At 39.0% G+C, this 20,520-nt stretch carries 17 protein-coding genes; 2 read left to right on the top strand and 15 right to left on the bottom strand.

Annotation, left to right across the window (positions count from 1 at the left end; translation table 11 throughout):
* Positions 1 to 5: 5 nt before the first annotated feature.
* The 5 genes from yajC to AWW67_RS05995 all read right to left on the bottom strand — a co-directional run bounded on the left by yajC (position 6) and on the right by AWW67_RS05995 (position 3,535).
* Positions 6 to 326 carry a preprotein translocase subunit YajC gene (gene yajC / locus AWW67_RS06015; protein WP_053223637.1) on the bottom strand — a complete coding sequence of 107 codons (321 nt, stop codon included), beginning with the start codon at positions 324 to 326 and terminating at the stop codon, positions 6 to 8.
* Positions 327 to 341: 15 nt separating this feature from the next.
* Positions 342 to 863 carry a DUF1573 domain-containing protein gene (locus AWW67_RS06010; protein ID WP_062300692.1) on the bottom strand — a complete coding sequence of 174 codons (522 nt, stop codon included), beginning with the start codon at positions 861 to 863 and terminating at the stop codon, positions 342 to 344.
* 10 nt (positions 864 to 873) lie between these two features.
* The gene (locus tag AWW67_RS06005) at positions 874 to 1,179 is read right to left on the bottom strand and encodes a YtxH domain-containing protein (RefSeq protein ID WP_053223635.1); all 306 of its coding nucleotides are present in this window, start codon (positions 1,177 to 1,179) and stop codon (positions 874 to 876) included.
* 6 nt (positions 1,180 to 1,185) lie between these two features.
* A complete protein-coding gene (gene nusB, locus AWW67_RS06000) occupies positions 1,186 to 2,364 on the bottom strand; it encodes a transcription antitermination factor NusB (RefSeq protein ID WP_071387060.1) in 1,179 nt (392 codons plus the stop codon).
* A 67-nt stretch (positions 2,365 to 2,431) separates the two neighbouring features.
* The gene (locus AWW67_RS05995) at positions 2,432 to 3,535 is read right to left on the bottom strand and encodes a Glu/Leu/Phe/Val dehydrogenase dimerization domain-containing protein (protein WP_062300723.1); all 1,104 of its coding nucleotides are present in this window, start codon (positions 3,533 to 3,535) and stop codon (positions 2,432 to 2,434) included.
* 152 nt (positions 3,536 to 3,687) lie between these two features.
* On the opposite strand from AWW67_RS05995, the gene AWW67_RS05990 reads away from it, so the two are divergent.
* The gene (locus AWW67_RS05990) at positions 3,688 to 5,472 is read left to right on the top strand and encodes an ABC transporter ATP-binding protein (RefSeq protein WP_062300691.1); all 1,785 of its coding nucleotides are present in this window, start codon (positions 3,688 to 3,690) and stop codon (positions 5,470 to 5,472) included.
* A gap of 14 nt (positions 5,473 to 5,486) precedes the next feature.
* On the opposite strand, the gene AWW67_RS05985 is transcribed toward AWW67_RS05990, so the two are convergent.
* From AWW67_RS05985 to AWW67_RS05970, 4 genes are read right to left on the bottom strand one after another with little or no spacing between them, the layout of a single operon-like run.
* On the bottom strand, positions 5,487 to 6,017 hold the full coding sequence (locus AWW67_RS05985; RefSeq protein ID WP_141655389.1) for a hypothetical protein: 531 nt from the start codon (positions 6,015 to 6,017) through the stop codon (positions 5,487 to 5,489).
* 2 nt (positions 6,018 to 6,019) lie between these two features.
* Positions 6,020 to 7,792, bottom strand: coding sequence for an ABC transporter ATP-binding protein (locus tag AWW67_RS05980; protein WP_062300689.1), 1,773 nt, complete (start codon positions 7,790 to 7,792; stop codon positions 6,020 to 6,022).
* A gap of 4 nt (positions 7,793 to 7,796) precedes the next feature.
* Entirely contained in the window at positions 7,797 to 8,543 is a 747-nt protein-coding gene (truA, locus tag AWW67_RS05975) for a tRNA pseudouridine(38-40) synthase TruA (RefSeq protein WP_062300688.1), read from the bottom strand.
* Between the two features lie 42 nt (positions 8,544 to 8,585).
* The gene (locus AWW67_RS05970; protein WP_062300687.1) at positions 8,586 to 9,785 is read right to left on the bottom strand and encodes an acetyl-CoA C-acyltransferase; all 1,200 of its coding nucleotides are present in this window, start codon (positions 9,783 to 9,785) and stop codon (positions 8,586 to 8,588) included.
* A 190-nt stretch (positions 9,786 to 9,975) separates the two neighbouring features.
* On the opposite strand from AWW67_RS05970, the gene AWW67_RS05965 reads away from it, so the two are divergent.
* Positions 9,976 to 10,476 (top strand): DUF4293 domain-containing protein, encoded by a 501-nt coding sequence (locus AWW67_RS05965; RefSeq protein ID WP_053223628.1) that lies wholly within the window; start codon positions 9,976 to 9,978, stop codon positions 10,474 to 10,476.
* A gap of 17 nt (positions 10,477 to 10,493) precedes the next feature.
* On the opposite strand, the gene AWW67_RS05960 is transcribed toward AWW67_RS05965, so the two are convergent.
* From AWW67_RS05960 to AWW67_RS05935, 6 genes are all read right to left on the bottom strand, one after another.
* Positions 10,494 to 11,735, bottom strand: a complete 1,242-nt coding sequence (locus AWW67_RS05960) for a DUF4249 domain-containing protein (RefSeq protein WP_062300686.1) — start codon at positions 11,733 to 11,735, stop codon at positions 10,494 to 10,496.
* A 27-nt stretch (positions 11,736 to 11,762) separates the two neighbouring features.
* Positions 11,763 to 13,034: a DUF4249 domain-containing protein gene (locus AWW67_RS05955; RefSeq protein ID WP_176700001.1), complete on the bottom strand. Its 1,272-nt coding sequence runs from the start codon at positions 13,032 to 13,034 to the stop codon at positions 11,763 to 11,765.
* 79 nt (positions 13,035 to 13,113) lie between these two features.
* Positions 13,114 to 14,364: a DUF4249 domain-containing protein gene (locus AWW67_RS05950; RefSeq protein WP_062300684.1), complete on the bottom strand. Its 1,251-nt coding sequence runs from the start codon at positions 14,362 to 14,364 to the stop codon at positions 13,114 to 13,116.
* On the bottom strand, positions 14,351 to 16,573 hold the full coding sequence (locus tag AWW67_RS05945) for a hypothetical protein (RefSeq protein ID WP_141655388.1): 2,223 nt from the start codon (positions 16,571 to 16,573) through the stop codon (positions 14,351 to 14,353). Before AWW67_RS05945 ends, AWW67_RS05950 begins: the two co-directional genes overlap by 14 nt.
* 5 nt (positions 16,574 to 16,578) lie before the next feature.
* On the bottom strand, positions 16,579 to 19,371 hold the full coding sequence (locus tag AWW67_RS05940) for a TonB-dependent receptor (RefSeq protein WP_062300682.1): 2,793 nt from the start codon (positions 19,369 to 19,371) through the stop codon (positions 16,579 to 16,581).
* On the bottom strand, positions 19,368 to 20,072 hold the full coding sequence (locus AWW67_RS05935) for a hypothetical protein (RefSeq protein ID WP_062300681.1): 705 nt from the start codon (positions 20,070 to 20,072) through the stop codon (positions 19,368 to 19,370). Before AWW67_RS05935 ends, AWW67_RS05940 begins: the two co-directional genes overlap by 4 nt.
* Between the last annotated feature and the right edge of the window lie 448 nt (positions 20,073 to 20,520).

Raw genomic sequence — 20,520 nt, 5'->3', positions numbered from 1 at the left:
CACACTTAAGCTTTACCGGCCACTTTTTTACTTGCTTCTAAAGAAATGGCACTTTTTTCAAACTTGATTTTAGCCCCTTTCTCAACATCCAAGGTAATAGTGTCTTCATCCATTTCGGCTATTCTTCCATGAACACCGCCAATGGTAACAATTCGATCACCCTTTTTAATGTCGTTAATAAAGTTCTTCTGGTCTTTTTGCTTTTTTTGTTGTGGCCTAATCATAAAGAAATAGAACACTAAAGCAATACCTCCAAAAAGAAGCAACTGCTGCATCCAACCTCCACCAGCAGGTGCGTTGGCTTGTAATAAAATACCTTCTAACATTGTGTTATTTAAAAATTATGGAGCTGTAGATGTTTGAACAAAACCTCTTAAGCTTAATCTAGTTTGTTTAGGATTGGTATTGGCTACAATTGTAATCACAGGGCTTTGCTGACCAGTTTTTCCTTTGCTGTCAAATCTAACAACAATCTCACCTGTTCCTCCTGGTGCAATTGGCTCTCTAGAGTAGCTAGGCACTGTACAACCACATGAAGCAGACGCGCTTTGAATAGACAATGGCTCCGTTCCAGAGTTTGTGAATTTAAATGTATGATTCACCACTTCTCCTTGCTGAATTGTGCCGAAGTTATAAAGTGTTTGATCCCACTTAAAGGCTGCATTAGCACTAAGGTTTTGTTCTGGGTTATTCACTACAGTTTGAGCTGGTAGCGTGCCGTTATTTCTTACTACACCGCCATTCTCAAGTTGATTGACTCTTCTTTCCAAAGTAGCAAGTCGCTTTTCCATGTCGGCATTACCGCAAGAAGATGCGATAAAAAGCAATGCTACTAAACTCAATAGAGATAATTTAGTTTTCATAATTCTATATTTAGTGTTTGTCTCCAGACTTAATCTGACCAATCAGATTGTCTACATCTGTTAATAATTGTTCTGCTTTCAAACGTGCTTCGGAAACCACTTTTTCTCCTTCAGCTTTTGCTTCAGAGGCTATTTCATGTTTTCCGTTGATAAGGTCTTCCAATAAATCCTCTAGCTGTTTCTTATACTTATCTAGCTGATACGAAAGTTTGTCTCTTGTGTTCGATCCTTTATCTGGGGCATACAAAATACCCAAAATAGCACCCGTGGCTGCGCCAATTACAAATGCTAATACGTTGCTTGATCCTTTACTCATTAACGTTTATTTATTATCCATTAAACCTCTACCACTCTTTTTCAACATTCCTGATGTTTTTAGCTCTACACTGATCACATCAAGTATTCCGTTTATGAATTGTTTACTCTTTGGAGTACTGTAGTTTTTCGAAAGCTCAATATACTCATTTATAGTAACCTTTACAGGTATACTTTGGAAATTCAGCATTTCGGCAATTGCCATTTTCAGTATGATTTGGTCGGTAATTGCCAGCCTGTCAACTTCCCAATTCTTTGTTTTTGCACCAATAATTTTGCTGTATTCTTCATCGTTCTCAACAACTGATCTAAATATTTTCTCGAAAAAGGACTTGTCCTCTTCCCAGTTGTTAGAGAAATCTGGCAGGTCAAACTCTTTTGGCGAGCTGGTTTCTTCGAGGTCGCGTATGGAGCGACTCACCAAACTACGAGCAATTGCCTTGTTCTCTTGCCAGAAAATATCTCTTTCTTCGAAGAAGGATAAAATCATGTCAATTTTAAAGACCTCCTGCTTAACAATGTGGTCTACAATTGCTTTATCCTCTTCGAATGAAGGATTGGCTGTTCTACGGTATTCGTTGTATACCTCATCCTTCTTCAAAACTTCTTTGTACCAGTTCTTTACATTCTCTTCTTCGTCTTCCCACCCTATGTTTCTTTTCACCAAAGCTACCTGAACCTTAGAAGAGTTTCTGAAAAACTCAATCACCTTGTTTTTAGAAAAGTTATAATCGCCCACAATGAGCTTTTCAGGAGAAAGTTTAGATTTTTTATCTGCTTCTACCTTTGAGTAGTCAGACCATGCAATTAGCAAGCTCACTACTTCTAAGAATCGATCTACCAAAGATTCTGCATCGAGAATCATAGAAGACAGCATATGATCGAAATCCTTTTTTTGGCTTGCCAAGTAGCTTTTATAAGCATTGTTTGCCTCCTTCTGGGCTACCTCTGCTATTACCTCAGATGGATCTAATGCCGTACCATTGATTTTATTGGCATAAACACGCTTACATTGCTGTCTTTGTGTTTTTAGTAAATCACGGTCTTGAACTTCCATCGAGTTTAAATCGGGTAGGAAAGCCTCATCAATTTCAGCCAAACCTAGGTTATAGTTAGCTTCTTTGCATTGACCATAAGCGAATAATGACTGCATCGCTTTTACTCTTAGTGATCTCCTGTTAAGCATTTCAAAATTTTAAAGAACGGTAAAAATAAAAAGTAGAAGGGAGTTTTAACAACCCCCTTGCATTATATTAAAATGAAAGTTTAACTCTACCTACGTCTTCAATTCTCTTTTCAGCCAATAACATAGCTGCTTTCTGAGAAGGAATTCCGTCTTGATCAGCTTTCGCTAAAATATTTGTACATGTATCGTAAATCTTCTCGGTCCACATATAGGCCAAGTCTTTACTATACGAACCTCTAAGTTCGCCAGTAATATTAATAATACCACCCGCATTTATTACAAAATCAGGAGCATACACAATACCCTTTTCGATGAGCATGTTGCCATGACGTGCCTCATCTTTCAACTGGTTGTTAGCTGCTCCAGCGATTACTGAGCATTTAAGCTTCGAAAGAGTGTCGTCATTAATGGTTGCTCCCATAGCACAAGGCGCATAAATATCTACATCTAAACCGTAAATTTCGTCCATTCCTACTACGGTTGCACCTGTTTTCTCAGAAACCATTTTCAACCTGTCTTGGTTGATATCGGTCATAAAAACTTGAGCCCCTTCTTTTGTTAAATGCTCAACCAAGTACATTCCTACTTGACCAACACCTTGAACAGATATTTTCTTACCAGCAAGCGAATCAGAGCCATAAGCTTTTTTTGCCGCGGCCTTCATACCAACATAAACACCATAAGCTGTAACCGGAGAAGGGTCTCCACTACCGCCCATTTCAACAGGTAAACCAGTTACATGTTTTGTTTCCATACCGATATGTTCCATATCGCTGGTTTTCATATTCATGTCTTCAGCAGTAATGTATTTACCATTTAGGCTGTCTACAAACTTACCGAATCTGCGAAGAAACGCTTCATTCTTTAATTTAGCAGGATCGCCAATGATTACAGCCTTTCCTCCACCAAGATTAAGCCCAGATATGGCCGCCTTGTAGGTCATTCCTCTTGAAAGTCTTAAAACATCTATGGCTGCCTCTTCTTCAGTTGCGTAGTTCCACATACGGGTTCCGCCTAGGGCTGGCCCCAATACTGTGTTATGAATACCGATGATTGCTTTTAAACCAGTTGGTTCATCGTGGCAAAAAACCACTTGCTCATGGCCTAGCTTGGCAGCTTGTTCGAAAATTGAGATGCTCCCCACTTTTTCTGTTCCGTTTACCTCTACCATTATTGTCAATTTGTAGTTTAAGTTATATTTGCCACATCCTTCGCTGATTTGGCCTTTTCTACTAGTGGGCAAAAGTAAGCGAAAAAGTGAAGAATTCTAAAGAATAACTGACGACAGGCAACCTTATTGCAACCTGTTCTGTTAAGCAAAACGTGAAAGAACTAAGCCACCTTAATAAATACCTTCTCAAGTATAAGCTGCTTCTTGTTTTAGGAATCATCTTTTTGATCGTATCTAACTATTTCGCCATTTGGCCTGCCAAGGTGGTGCGCTACGCAATTGATTATGTTACAGAGAGTTTTGCGCTTTATCATGTTTTTGAAGGTGGCAACTTGGGAGGTACTCTTTTCAATAAGCTTGAAGTTGGGGTTGTTATTCTCGGTATCTTAATTCTTGTAATGGCCTTACTTAGAGGCTTCTTTCTCTTTTTAGTTCGGCAAACCATTATTGTAATGTCTAGAAAAATTGAATACGACTTGAAGAATGAAGTCTATGTTCAATACCAGAACCTCCCCCTTAGCTTTTACAGAAAGAACAATACTGGCGACTTAATGAACCGAATTTCGGAAGATGTAAGCCGTGTGCGCATGTATTTAGGACCTGGAATTATGTACGGTATCAACCTGCTCGTTCTTTTTCCAATGGTAATTTACGAAATGCTGAAAGTGAATGCAGAACTCACTTTTTATGCGCTTCTACCGCTTCCTTTACTTTCTGTAAGTATTTACTTCGTAAATAATGTGATCAACAAGCGATCGGAGGAAATTCAGCAGAGCCTTTCGAGTATGTCTACCTTTACGCAAGAGGCATTCTCTGGAATCCGCGTAATCAAGGCTTTTGTACGCGAAAAAGATTCCGTTAAAAACTTCTTGAAAGAAAGCGAAAACTACAAGCACAAATCGCTCCGATTGGTTTTCGTAAACTCGCTTTTCCACCCCTTAATTATGGCTTTGATTGGTCTGAGCGTAATCCTTACCATTTACATAGGCGGTAATCAGGTTATCGATGGAAAGATCAGCTACGGTAACATTGCCGAGTTTGTGATTTACGTAAACATGCTCACATGGCCCGTAACCGCCTTGGGATGGATTACCAGTATTATTCAAATGGCCGCTGCTTCGCAAAAAAGAATCAACGAATTCTTGAAAGAGAAAAATGACATTGTTTCTGAAAAGAACTTAGATGTAGAGCTGAACGGGAATATCAAATTTGAAAATGTAAGCTTTACCTATCCAGATTCTGGCACCATGGCTTTGAAGAATATTAGCTTTGAGGTGAAAGCCGGAGAATCGATTGCTATTATTGGCACTACTGGTTCAGGTAAAAGCACCATCGCCAATTTGATTGGAAGAATGTACGATGCCACAGGTGGCGAAATATCTATTGACGGCCGCAGTATTAAAGATTACCGACTGTCGAAATTAAGATCTCAAACGGGCTATGTGCCACAAGATGTTTTCCTTTTTAGTGATTCTATTGGAAGTAACATTGCTTTTGGTGCTGACGGTATTTCTAAAGAAGATATTATTCAGGCTGCTAAAGATGCCGATTTGTATGAAAACATAATGGATTTCCCGAAAGGTTTTGAAACCATGCTAGGCGAACGTGGAATCACACTTTCTGGTGGACAAAAACAAAGGGCATCCATTGCCAGAGCTATTGTGCGAAATCCTAAAATCTTGATTATGGATGATGCACTTTCTGCTGTAGATACAAATACCGAAAACACGATTCTTAATAGCCTTCAACGCATTATGAAAGGAAGAACTTCGGTCATTATTTCTCACCGTGTTTCTTCCGCCAAACTCGCTGATAAAATCATTGTGTTAGATGATGGTGAAATCATAGAACAAGGCACCAACGAAACCCTACTTGCTAAAAACGGAGTTTATAAAGAGCTTTACGATAAGCAACTACAGCAGGAAGAGGTGGATTAAAAGCTGCGGAAAGCTTAGTTCTTCACTGGCATATCAATCACCATTTCTGTTTCAGAAAGGTATTTTTCGATGGTGAATGTTTGAGGTATCAAGCCAGTTTCTTCTGCCTTTTCTATTAATCTCGCCTCAATGGTTTCCGGACCAGGAATTACCGCATTGTTCGCAAGAATAGTGGCGCGAATTGCTTTTTGTGCAGGCACTTTTACTAAGGCATAACCAGCAGGTAAGTCAAGTGTATCGGCTGCGTTATTGAGTAAAACACCAATAAGAAGTTTGATTTCCTTTTTCGCTAAAGTGGTATCGTTGTAATGTAGAATGGTCAATTCACCGTCAATAGTGCCCCCAATGGCAAAATCTTTAGCTTCAAAGAAATAGTCTTCAATCTCTTTGGCATCTGCCTTTCCTTGAAACATTCTGCCCACTAGGTGGTAATTGTTCACATTTTCAACTGTGTATTCAATACTGTTGAGTCCACCTAAATACACATACAATGCACCCAAACCCATTACCACCACCGCTAAAGCGATTATGACATACTTTTCCATATCTATACTGTTTTCACTTCTTTGTACTGCATTTTATACAAGTTGGCGTAGAATCCACCTTTATCTAAAAGTTCTTGGTGGCTACCAACTTCCTTGATTTCACCTTTATCGAGCACGATTATTTTATCGGCATTCTGAATGGTAGAAAGCCTATGGGCAATCACAATGGCTGTTCTTCCTGTCATCAGTTTTTCAATGGCATGTTGAATCATTTCCTCTGTTTCTGAATCTACAGAAGAAGTGGCTTCATCGAGCACTATAATTTGAGGATCGTACACCATGGCGCGCACAAAGGAAATCAATTGGCGTTGCCCTACCGAGAGCGTAGCACCACGTTCCATTACATTATAATCGTAGCCACCTGGCAGTCGTTCAATAAACTTTTTTGCCCCAACAAGTGCCGCTGCCTCTTGAATTTTCTCATCAGAAATATCAGGGTTACCCATGGTAATGTTATAGCGAATGGTATCTGAAAATAAGAAAACATCTTGCAAAACCACTCCTATTTTTTCACGCAAAGCAGAAAGGTCATATTCTTTCAAGTCATGACCGTCAATTTCAATGGTGCCTTTATTGATTTCATAAAAGCGGCTCAAAAGATTGATGATGGAAGATTTTCCAGCTCCCGTTGCTCCCACCAAAGCAATGGTTTCTCCTTCTTTAACTTCGAAAGAAATATCTTTTAGTACGTATTCTTCGTCATTATAAGCAAACCAAACATTCTTGAATTTTACATCTCCTTTGAATTTTTCAGGCATATAAGTGCCTTCATCGGCAATGTTTTCATTGCTATCTAAAAGGGTGAAAATCCGGTTCGAACTTACAATTCCCATTTGTAGGGTGTTAAACCTATCGGCAATCATCCTTATTGGGCGGAAGAACATTTGAAGGTACATAATGAAGGAAATGATAAGGCCAGGCCCAATGCCAGAGTCATTCAAAATACCCCTTGCACCGTACCAAACCACCATACCAATGGCCGCTGCTTGAATAATTTCTGCCACAGGAAAATAGATAGCATAATATAGCACCGACTTAATATGTGCCTTTTCATGCTCCTTATTTATCTTTTTGAATTTATCGTATTCGCGTTCTTCAGCATTAAATATCTGAACAATGTTCATTCCTGTTACATGCTCTTGCACATAAGAATTTAGGTTAGAAACTGCGTTCCGAACATCGTTAAAAGTGACTTTGATTTTCTCTTTGAAAATGTAGGTACTGAAAATAAGCAGCGGCAAAGTGGCTAAACTGATCAGCGTTAATCGCCAATCAAGGTAGAACATAAAGCCCATGATGAAAACGAGCTGAAGCAGGTCGCCAATCAAGGCTGCAATGCCCTCGCTAAATACATTTGAAAGTGTTTCAATATCCGAAACATTTCGAGTTACCAACCTACCGATTGGAGTTTTATCGAAAAACTTCAACTTCAGTTTTAGAAGGTGCTCGTAAAGTTTTATGCGTATGTCTTTAATAATGGTTTGCCCCACCCAGCCCGAAAGATAGGTATGGGCGTATTGCACAATGGCCAAAACAACCAGATGGATGACCAAAATAATCAGCATGGTCATTAGGCCTGCGTAATCGCCTTGCGGCACATAAGTATCGATGGAAAGCTGCACGATGTATGGCCTGATGGGCACCAAAACAGCGAGCAAAACGGTAAGAAATACGAGTAAATAAAATTGCTTGAGATAAGGCTTAGCGAAGCGAAAAAGTCGCTTGAGCACTTTAAAATCAACAATATTACCGCTTTTAACTTGTTCTTTTTCCAAAGGATTAGTTGCTATATAGAGAACTAGGATACGTAACTTTCGACAAAAACAGACCTTTTGGTGGAGCTGCATCACCTGCGGCAGTTCGATCTTTTTGCTCTATAATTTTTTTAAAATCTTCTACTGTTATTTTTTCGAGGCCTACTTCGAGCAAAGTACCGACCAAGGCCCGCACCATACCCCTGAGAAACCTGTTGGCAGTAACGTGAAAAACCAAAGAATCGTTCTCGATTTGCCATTCCGCTCTGGTTATGTTACAAATAAAGTTATTCACATCGGTTTTTACTTTGCTAAAGCTTTCAAAATCTTGAACTCCCAATAACTTAGAGGCCGCTTGGTTCATTAAATCTATATTCAATGGTTTGGGGAAATAATAACTCAGCTCTTGTAAAAAAGGGTTCTTGTTCTGGTTTACATAGTATTCATAGGCTCTTTCTGTAGCATTAAATCTTGCATGCGCATCGGGTTTGACTTCCACAATACTGTTAATCACAATATCGCGAGCAAAAAAACGATTCAACCTAAATTTCAATTGCTCAACATCAATTGCTTCTGCGGTATCGAAATGGGCAATTTGCTGTTTAGCATGCACGCCAGCATCGGTTCTACCACTTGCCATAATGGGGGTTTGGACGCCTAATAATCTGAAAAGTGCGTTCTCAATCTCGGCCTGAAGCGTATGAGCATTCTTTTGGATTTGCCAACCATGGTAGCTGGTTCCTTTGTAGCTTATATCGATGAAGTATCTCATTGAGCACGAAGTCGGAAGACCGAAGTCAGAAGTAGTTCTAAATTACAGTTTCTCGTAAATAATGGCTGCGCCTTGACCTACACCAATACACATGGTTGCTAAGCCGTATTTTACGTTTTCACGTTTCTGCATTTCGTGCAGCAAAGTAGCCGAAATACGAGTTCCGCTTCCGCCCAGTGGGTGACCGATGGCAATTGACCCACCGTTTACATTCACAATGTCAGGATTCAACCCGAGTTCTTGAACACAAGGAATGGCTTGTGCCGCAAACGCTTCATTTACCTCGGCCAAATCAATATCGTTTGCAGTAAGCCCTGCTCTTTTTAATGCTTTTTGTGTAGCCGGAATTGGCCCTACCCCCATGCAGTCGGGAGAAACACCTGCAATAGCCATAGAAACTACTCGCGCCATTGGTTTTAAATTGAATTGCTTTAAAGTGGCTTCATTCACAATTAAACTTGCGGCAGCTCCATCATTAATTCCTGAAGAATTGCCCGCTGTAACTGAGCCTCCTTTCCTAAAAGCAGGCGCTAAAGTGCCTAGTTTTTCTACAGAAGAAAGTCTAGGGTGCTCATCCTTATCAAAGAGGATAGCATCACCTTTTCGTTGTGGAATTTCTACTGGTGCTAATTCATTTTTAAATTTTCCAGCCTCATGAGCCGATTGATATTTTAACTGCGTATGGTGTGCAAATTCATCTTGTGCTTCACGGCTCACTTTCCATTTTTCAGCTACGTTCTCAGCTGTTTCGCCCATTCCATACGGATAATGTAATTCTGAAAGTTTGGGGTTAATAAATCTCCAGCCAATTGTAGTATCATACATTTCGGTAGCCCTACCAAATGCAGTTTCAGATTTGCCCAAAACGAAAGGAGCGCGCGTCATACTTTCTACACCGCCAGCGATATACGCACCCGCTTCGCCCAACATCAACGCACGCGAGGCATCCATAATTGACTGAAGCCCAGAAGCGCATAGACGGTTCACGGTAACTCCACCTGTTTCAATAGGTAAGCCAGCCAAAAGCAGCGCCATTCTAGCCACGTTACGGTTGTCTTCTCCGGCTTGATTAGCTGCTCCAAAAATCACATCTTCCACAAATTTAGGATTGAAAGAAGGGTTTCGTGCCATCAAAGCTTTAATGACATGGGCCGCTAAATCATCAGGGCGAACTGATGCCAATGTGCCTCCGAATTTTCCTACTGGGGTTCTTACGATATCAACGATATAAGCAGTTTCCATAAACAAATTTGGGTTTGTGATTTTCGAGACACGAATTTAACTCAAATTAAATAGCAAGGAAAAGATTTACCAGAATAGACAAATCAACTACATTCTTTTAGATGAAGATCATTAGCCTAATTCTTGATGAATTAAATGACTTCCAACTCAAAGTGATTTGGTTATATTTGCAGCATAATTCAAAAAAGACATGATACAGCGAATTCAGAGCATTCTTTTATTAGGCGTTTCTATTTGTATGGGTATGGTTTTAGCCTTCTACATTTGGAGCGAAGTAAACCCAGAAACTTCAACGGGAATTTTATTTTCACCTATGGAAATGAAGGTGATTGATATGGGAGAAATGCCTCAAGATTCTTCTGACGATGTAATCACGCAAACTGAAAGTACTTGGTATTTGGCAGCATTGGCTGTTGCGGCTTCTTTAGTGGCTTTGTTTTCTATTTTCCAGTTTAAGAACAGATTAAACCAAATGAAATTGGGCGCACTTAACTCGCTTTTAATGGTTAGTTATTTGGGCGTATGCTTTTTTAAAGTAAACCAATTTGAAGAAATAGTAATGCCACAAGTGCAGGGCGGTTTTCACCTTGGCTTTATGTTGCCTGCTGGAGCCTTAATTTTAAATGCGTTGGCCAACCGTTTTATTCGTAAAGACGAGCAACTGGTAAAGTCGGTAGATAGAATTAGGTAGCAGAAAACGGCAAAAGCCTATTGCCACCATTCTGGTTTTTCAAGACTACCTCTTTTTCTGCAGTCAGAACAAAGGCGATGGGCAAGTAATTTCATTCCGGTTCCTTGCTCTATATCGTATAGTTCGTATAATTCTCTTATAGGTATCACTGCTCCTCTTTGGTCTTCGGGAAGATCTTCAGCTTCATAAAAAGTGTTTAATGAACCTTCAAATCCCATTTCAGAGTATTTCTCACATGGTCTGACTACATATTCCAGAACTTCTTCATCCAATTCAGAAGGCCCTATATAGATTCTCTTGCTGCTGGCACCAGAAACTTCAAAGTACCCCAATACTTGCTCATCAGGAGTGTCTATTGATGAAATATTTCCTACAATAATACCCTGTTGTTTATCAAAAAGAGAGCCGTTGGATTCGTTGAAAAGCTTGATTTTCCTGTAATAACTATAAGCCTCAGCACTGACTGCTCGCTGCGTTATTTCAATAGAGTACATGGTGGTAACATCAAAATCAGACGCTGCTGAAAATCTAATTGGTATTTCGCGTAACTCGCCATTAGAGCTACTTGCTGAGTTGGCCAGTATTAGATTATCGAAGCTGTTTTCTCTATAGCATTCTTTAACATCTTCGTTAAATGGAGAAATCACATAACCTGCCCAACCCGCAAACACGGCATCATACTTTTTAGTAAATGGAACCATAACTTGATGAGCATCAGTCCATTCATAACGATAAAACTGTGTGCTTTGCTGAGCATCAACCACATCAATAAAAAACTGAACCCCGGGGGTTGAGGTTGCCTTTTGCCCCGCTGATTCTATTGCAAAACGATTATAAATTTCTGTGATTTCTGGCGCAGGCACCAATTTCTCAACAGATGACTGATATTTTTTTCCTTCACGAGTAGTAATAAAAAGCGTGTAGCTTTTCCCCGCTTCTCCAGCAAAAGAAGCTGAAGAAAGGTAATTACCTGAACTTTGTTCTGTAAAGTATGTACGAATCCCCAGATTATCTTCTACCCAAACTGTGGCGCCAGTTGCAGCATTGAATGTATCATCTACATCTCCATCGATGGGGGAGGTGTAAAACAAACGTACTTCATGGGCTTTTGCCTGATCAGAAATATTGGCATCCACCACCAGTAGTTTTTCATATGTAAAAGAGGTTGTATCTATTTCTTCAATGCAGGCGGTAGTGAAAAACACTAGCAACCATACTAGGCAAAGCTTTAGTAATCTTCTGTATTTGCCCTTTTTCATCTCAATCTTTATATAATAAAAAAATCATTACTGCCACCACTCTGGTTTTCCAAGACTTCCTCTTGTTCGACAGTCTATACAAAGGCGGTGGGCAAGAAACTTCGTGTCATTAAGTGGGTCATAATCATAAACTTCATAAAAAGCTCGTTTTACCAGTTCATCTCCCCACAATATCTCTGGAACGCCAGTGGCTTTATAAAATGAATTCAGGTCTCCTTCAAATTCTAGGACATCATACTCTTCACAAGTGCGAACTACATAGTCCATTACTTTTTCATCTAACTGAAAAGGCTCTAGAAAGACTCTTTTGCTGCTCGCTCCAGAAACCTCAAAATAACCCAATACTTTTTCGTCTGGTGAATCCATTGATAAAATATTCCCCACAATTGCACCATGTTGTTTATCGAACAATGAACCATTGGATTCATTAAACATTTCTATTTTTCGATAGTAACCATATGCCTGAACACTTATAGCTCGTTGGGTTACTTCAATAGAATATTTGGTAGTGACATCAAAATTGGACGCTTCTGAAAAGAAGATTGGAATTTCACGTAGTTCCCTATTACTGTTACTAGCAGACGAGGCTAACACCACTTCATCAAATCTACTTTCCCTATAACATTCGCTTACATTAATATTAAAGGGATCAAGAATATAAATGGGTTCTGACATTCCACCAGGATATATAATTGTTGTCTCATATTTTTTTGGAAAAGGAACTATAACTTGATGGGCATCAGTCCATTCATAACGATAAAACTGAGTACTTTGACTGTCATCTTCTACATCAATAAAAAACTGAATCCCTGGGGTGGAAATAGCTTCTTGACCAACAGGTTCAACAGCAAAACGATTATAAATTCCTGTGATTTCTGGCGCAGCAACTAATTTCTCTACAGATGACTGATATCTTTTTCCTTCACGAGTAGTAATAAAAAGCGTATAACTTTTTCCCGCTTCTCCAGCAAAGGCGGCTGAAGAAAGGTAATTACCTGAACTTTGTTCTGTAAAGTATGTGCGAATCCCCAGATTATCTTCCACCCAAACTGTGGCGCCTGTTGCAGCATTAAATGTATCATCCACATCTCCATCGATGGGCGAGGTGTAAAATAAACGTACTTCATGGGCTTTTGCCTGATCAGAAATATTGGCATCTACCACCAGTAGTTTTTCATATGTAAAAGAGGTCGTATCTATCTCTTCAATGCAGGAAGTTGCGAACAAGACCAAGAGTATTAAGTAAACTCGAGTCAATGCTCCTTCTGTTATCCTCTTCATTCTGAACCTCTTTTCCATTTTCTTTAAATCATTTAAGACTGGAAGAGTCATATTGAAATAACTCTACATTGAAGAACTACATTCCTTTCAATTCATATTATTGCCACCATTCTGGTTTTCCTATACTACCTTTCTTTCTACAGTCTGCACAAAGGCGATGTGCCAAAAATTTAGTGCCAGTATACTGATCGTAATCGTAAAGCTCATAAAGTTCACGTATAGGAATTACAGAGCCTCTCAAATCTTCAGGAAGATCGGTAGCTTCATAAAAAGTATTTAATGAACCATCAAATGCCATAGCTGAATATGTTTCACAAGGCTTGGTTACATATTCATAAACTTCAGGGTCTAGCTCAAAAGGAGCTAAAAAAACCCTTTTGCTACTTGCGCCAGCCACTTCGAAATAGCCCAACACTTGCTCATCAGGAGAGTCGATAGACCGAATATTCCCTACAATTATTCCTTGCTGCTTATCGAACAACGAACCGTTTGATTCGTTGAAGAGTTTAATTTTTCGGTAGTAGCTATAAGCCTGCGGGCTAATAGCTCGCTGTGTAATTTCAATAGAATACATGGTGGTGACATCGAAATCAGTAGCTGGAGAAAAGCTAATTGGTATTTCACTTAACTCACCGTTAATGTTTGTTGCTGAGGTAGCCAGTATCAGCTCATTGAATTGATTTTCTCTGTAACATTCCTGCACATCTTCATTAAAAGGGGTAATTCTATAGAACATTGCTAAACCCACATAATAAGGTGTTGCTTCCCACTTTTTAACAAAGGGAACCATTACTTGATGAGCATCAGTCCATTCGTATCTATAAAATTGAGTGCTTTGGTCTGCCTCTTTAACATCGATAAAAAACTGAACTCCAGGTGTAGCGCCTCCCTCTTGGTCTGTTGATTCTATTGCAAAACGATTGTAGATTTCACTCACCTCTGGTGCTGCCACCAGTTTTTCAAATGATGATTGATATCGCTTTCCGTCATTGGTGGTAATAAACAGCGAATAGCTCCTGCCTGCCTCGCCAGCATAAGTGTCAGCAGTAAAATAAGCACCCGCACTTTGTTCATAAAAATCAACACGATTGCCAAGGTCATCTTCTATCCAAACTTCTGCTCCTATAACTGCATTAAAAGCATCATCAACATCTCCATCTACTGGAGTAGTATAAGACAAACGGACTTCATGAGCTTTGGCTTGGTCAGATATATTGGCATCTACCACCAAAAGTCTATCATAAGTAAAAGAAGCTGTTTCTATCTCTTCGATACAAGAAGTAGTAGCAAACACCACCAACATTAACAGCCATAGTTTGGCTAATGTCTTGTAATTAACCTTTTTCATTCGTACGCTCTTTTACCTTGATTTTTTTAATTATTGAAACTGGTATTCCTTCTTCTGTAAAACCTTCAATCACCAATTCAAAATCCCCTTCTACATCTGAAGTATTGAATTGAATTTGTTCTACTCCGTCTTCGGCTACCTCATATTCAGGAGCCCATAACAATTGAATTCTAGCGTCTGGAGTTCTCAGGTCTTCTAAGGGGTTTCCTCCTGCAGTTTTTGGTTCTGCTTCAGGAGTTAACAAACTGAAGGCCATGTGATTGTTTTTTATTTCAAAGCCTCCAAGGTTGCCTTCTATAGTTTTAAAACTTAGTACTCCATCTGCGATATAAGAGCCTAAAAAATAGCGTTTATTGGCTATATCTACACTTTTTATTCTGTATGGGCTGAATTCTAGTAAATCGGGGGCGTGAACAGGCACACCATCTAGCAACACCAATGACTCCAGCTCAAAATCAAAATTTGAATCTAAATCGTAAACCACAAAACGTTTCACGCCACGTTTCTCTCTTACTCCCGCCACAGAAATGTACTCTACTAAATGCTCTTTTAAAGTACGGAACCTTACATAATCATCGAATTCGTAATGAGCATTAAAGGCATTCATTGTTGGTAAAATATTGTTTTCAATTTCTGAAGAATCGATAAGCGGTGTGAAGTAGGCGTTTTCTAGCTGACTGATGATACTACGCTCTCTAATTTCTGCAAGTTGGGCTGTATCAATAATTACTGGAGAGAAATCCAACTGATGTTGCTTCTTAAAGTTATCGCTGATCTCAAAGGAATATTCGCTTTCAAACTCAGGCATGGTAAGGTGAGCATCCGTTTGCTTTCCTCGATTCATTGTTTGGTACTCGAGCAAAAATCGCCCCTCACTGTCTGTTCTTGCTACAGACATATTCAGAATTTTTTCACCGGTCAGGCTAAGTATAACATTTTTATTTTCCACAGAAGCTGAACCACTTTCTGCTTTCAAGACACCTTCAAGCAATTGATAACGGTACTCTGGTAAAAATGAAATGCTGGTAGGTAATTCTTTTTCCTCTATTCGATAAAAACTTGCTGCATTTTGTAGTTCAGTGTAATCAAGATTTTCTGGTAAACTCAGACCTTCTTTAGAGAAAGCCGCATGCATTTGCGGTGTTTGATTGCCAAATGATTTACGAATAGAAACACTATAATTTCCTTTGGCAAGCTGCTGCTCAATTACGGCTGGCGATCGGGTTTCAAGAATAGTTGGTGATGTTTCTAAACCAAGTTTTGTATTGAACAAAGGCACCAAATAGCTTAACTTTCCTTGGTTATCTTTAAAAGAAACCCTTAAAACATCATAAGGTAATTCTGTTCTTTTTATTCTAATTGGGTAGGTGCTCTGTACATCGCGCTCTAAAACTACGTTTCCTTGATGCTCAATGTAAAGCCTACCACCTTTCACATCACCATACGGCTTCAATTCAATTTCAGCATTGGTATGCAAAATATTTAGCCCCACACCTGTGTCCGTAGCAGAAGGTAGGTCAAAGAATTTAAAACCTCCTTCAGGGTTTTCAATAAGCATTTGGTAGGACTTTCCCTTTTCAGGGGTAATTTCAAAAGCACCAAAGCCATTGGCATCGCTATTAATATCTACTATTTGCTTTCCATCTTCGCTAATTACTCGGCCTTTCCTTATCAACGGTTTATTGCCTTGGCTCACTTTAAAAACCACATTATTGGCAGTATTTGCTATTAAAACACCCGAAACCGTATTAAATTCTACCGTTACGTCTTCAGTTAAAACATCTGCATTTGTATGCCCTTTATATGGGTTTATGAATATAAGTGGAGCTTGGGTTACATCATCGAAGTTTCGCATCCAGCGAGTGTAAGCCACAAGGTAGTATTTACCGGTTTCTATATTAGATGGAATGAAAAATTCCCCGCTGGCTTTTCCATTTTCTAGCTGGTGTTTTCGTTGAAAAACAACTCCTCCTTCACCTATTAATTCAACATAAAGGTATTTACTAAGAGCCGAAGGTTTGTTTGTTGTATTACTTAAACAGAAAGTTGAATACTGAAGGGTTTCTCCTACAAGTAAATCGTGAGTATTAACATCGATAAACACTCGCTCTCTTACATTTTCGGTTTGAGCTAAAGCATTTATAATTGCTACAAAAAACAGCGTAATTATAGCCAAAAATCGGTTTGTTCTTATGTGAGTTATTTTCATCCCCATCAGAATTTAAAGTTGTAAGAGATGGTCGGGATTGGCGAGCCAAATACAGATAGTTTGTATCCTTTTACTACCCCATCTTCTAAATCGAAGTAAAGAGAGAATGGGTTTTTCCTACCAACGAGATTATAAATTGAGACAGACCAGAAAGAGTGAGCCCCTTTAGTTATTCTATGCCCCCATTTTAAGGTAAAGCCCAAATCCATTCTGAAATAGTCTGGAATTCGGTATTCATTCCTATTGGAATAGTTTAAAATTTCAACCCCGTTCAGTTTATAAAGTCCTGTAGGGAAAGTAATAGGTCGGCCTGTGCTGTAAGCAAGGTTATACGATACAGTAAACCTTGATGTAATTTCATAGTTACTCACCAAATTGATAGTGTGTGGTTTATCGTAATTGGTAGGGAAGAACTTTCCGTTATTGACCGTTTCCTCATCAAACTCTCCATCTAGCTTTATAAAAGTACGTGCATATGAATAGTTAAACCAACCGTTCAATCGACCTGTTGATTTCTTCAAAGACAGTTCTAAACCGTATGATTTTCCAGGACCTTGAAGCGCAATAGATTCAATTCTGTCATTTAGCAGAAAATCAGCTCCTGTTTTAAAATCGAGCAGGTTATCTAATTTCTTCGCATATAATTCAAGTGAAGTTTCTAGTTCACTATTTAAAAAGTCTTCATAATAGCCGAGCGATATTTGATCGCCAGTTTGAGGTTTTATGTAACTGTTTGAAAGCCTCCAAATATCAGTTGGCGACAAAGATGAGCTGTTAGATAGCGCATGCAGGTACTGTCTGCTTTTATCGTAACTGAGCTTTACAGAACGACTATCGCCTAACATATACCTTGCGGCCAATCGTAATTCAGGGCCTTGATAAGTTTTTATAAAATCACCTTTTCCATGGATTGTCTGACCAGTCTGGGTATCGGCATTTTTTGGAGCATTTTCTAAATAAAGGCTGGTAACTCCTGGGCCTAAATATGTGAAAAAGCTATATCGAAGACCATAATTAAAACTCAGCTTTTCATTGATTTCGTGCTTATCAGAAACATAAAGCCCTCCTTCAATTCCTTGTTCTGGACTTAGTTTAACGGTAGCGGCAATAGACTCTTGGCCAATGGGGGACTTAGTGCCTGGATTGATGTCATATCTTTTTGCTTCCAATCCAAAATTGAGCTGGTGAGCAGCCTGCAAATCCTTATTAATATCAAGTTTTGCTCCATACTCTTTTATTCCAAAATCTTGTCCAAAAGCATTTTTCACCAGCTGAGTTGACTCGAAGTCATACTCATATTTGCTGTATGTAGCTATTAGAGAAGCATCCATAGTTTCGTTTACTCTGTGTAGCCATTTAGCGGAAGCCATTTCATTGATATAAGAGAAATCAGAGAATGAAAACAGTGTATCAGAACTTAATCGGAAGTCATCCTTACTCAGGTAAGCCGAAAGTGACAATTTGTTTTCTTGATTGATTTCATGATCGTATTTAACAATAAAATCACTGAAAGAAACCTTGTTGCCTTTGAAATCAGAATGGGCTACACTCTGAAGAATCCAATCAGAATAGGTAACCCTTCCACTGGCCAAAAGAGACGATTTACCTTCTATAATAGGAATTTCAGCCGTTACTCTAGAGGTAATTGGTGACACCCCGCCTTCCACAACAAGTTTTTCTTTATTGGCTGTTTTGGCTGTGATTTCAAAAACTGATGACAACCTTCCTCCACGACTGGCAGGAATACCACTTTTGAAAATTTCCATTCCCTGAAGGGCGTCAGAGTTGAATACTGAAAAGAAGCCCATAAAGTGTGATGCATTATATACTGTAGCGCCTTCGAAAAGGAATAGGTTCTGATCAGATTTTCCTCCCCTAACATTAAACCCTGCAGCGCCTTCTCCTACGGTTTGAATACCTGCAAAAGTAGTGGCAACTTTTAAAATATCTTTTTCACCCAAAACCACAGGTACTGTTCTAGATTGTTCAACATTGAGTCGTTCAACCCCTGTAGTTAATCGCTCAATATTGGCTCCTCTATTGGCTTCTACAACTACCTCATTTAAAGCAATTACATCTACATCCATCCCGATATTCAGCTGGCCATCTGAAAAGAGAATAATATTTCTTCTGGCTCGCTTCATTCCAGTGAACTGCACTTGCAGCTCATGTTTTCCATTCGGGATATTCAAAGAATAAAAGCCATCTTTACCAGAAATAGATCCCTTATTACCATCGGATGTATATACAAGAGCTCCCTCTACTGGCTCTCCAGTCATATTGTCTTTAATATACCCCACCAGCGTTGAATTACTTCCCGCTTTAAACTGCGCTCTACTTCCCACTTCAAAAACATAATTTTCTAGGTCTTTGCTGTTCTGCGTTTCGCCCTTAAACTCTTTGGTAAAAAGAAGCTCTTTCGCTTCGTCTACCTTCGGTTCTTCTTTACGTTTATTCGCTTGAGCTAACACATTACTTACAATTTCAGGAGTAGTAATAATGGTAATTCCGTTAGTTAAATACACTTTTTCCCCATCTAGGTAAAACCTTAAAGGAGTGTTTTCAACAAGCTTGTTTAGTGCAGCCTCTAAAGGTGTTTGATTAAATACGCCCGTAAACTGTAGTGAATCAATCCACTCCTTTTTATAGAAAAAAGTATAAGCCAAGCTGGCTTCCATATCTAAAACAACCTTTTCAAACGGAGCGCTTTCATATGTTCCAGAAAAGGTTGGTTGATTTTGCTGGGCAAAGCCATTGAGACTTAGAACCAATAAGCTAATTGCGATTATTTTTCTCATTGGATAGAAAGGTTATCACAGTACTTAGCCAAGTGGATCAGGAAACTTTCCTTACCCATTCTATTTATTTCACGAGATTCTTGAGATCGCATAAACTTTTTTATTTCCTTTTTGTGTGTTGGGAATTGTTTTAGATAAGACTTTCTATTCTTGATGCGCACCTTCTCATTATTTGTCAATAAAAAGAGTTCATCCGTACGTGCATAGTCAAACTCACGATTTTGGATAACCAGCCGTTTGGAGCTTTCTTTAACTAGTGAAAGCTGTTCTCCCTCAAAGATTATCAGGTAGTAGCCTGTTGCTTCATTCTTTGGTTTGAATATTCCGGCAGGAGTTCTAAACCAATTAACCAGTTGTTGATCTAGGGTAATGGTTTGCTTATTCAAAGGGTGCGAGATGTAAGCAAGCTGCTGCTCTATATCATACTTAATGCGAACATTATCGTAGCGCTGATTATCATACATAATGCTGGCCTTCATCCAGTCCAGCGTATTCTCTGTAAAAAAAGCATTGACCTTTGGCCTTTGTGAAGCCAAGCTTGCGAGCACTCCTGTCATCGGTTTAATATTTACCGAATCGAAACGTGCACTGTACCACGTGTTAATATCTCCTTCTAGGTTAAAATCCTTTAGGTTGTATTGTTGTCCATACACCTTAATTTGAATAAGTATAAGGAGGGTTATAAGAGAAAGTCGAATCATAATGTAAGAAAAAAAGAAATGACAGCTATTTGTATTTTAACATTTATAGTTCAAATAATCAAAATTCAGAATAGTGCCGTCAAATATATAAAAGATATAAGATCAATTGCAAGTATATTTATGAGGGCTCTATTAATTAATTACTTACTGGTATCTGTTGTTCAACAATCAAGACACCCCTGACCCTGAATAGGTTGTGTTAGATGGGTACAATTTTCCATGATCGGCCATATCTGTCTTTTTACAAACTTTGAATTCCTAGATAGATAAAAGCAAAACGCTAAATATTGGATAGGTTACAACTTAAAATTAGCAATGTTTTACCCTGCAATTGATGGTCATGGATTGAAGGAACTGGAAAGTAATGTTCTAACTCAAAAATTAGTACCGAATAAAAGTGGGTAGCATTAAAGCATTTGTTATAAAAACGCTGTTCAATGCCCATCTG

Source organism: Roseivirga seohaensis (genome assembly GCF_001592945.1).
GTDB lineage: Bacteria > Bacteroidota > Bacteroidia > Cytophagales > Cyclobacteriaceae > Roseivirga > Roseivirga seohaensis.
The sequence above is the reverse complement of the archived record's forward strand: the minus strand, read 5'-3'. Positions and strand labels throughout refer to the sequence as shown.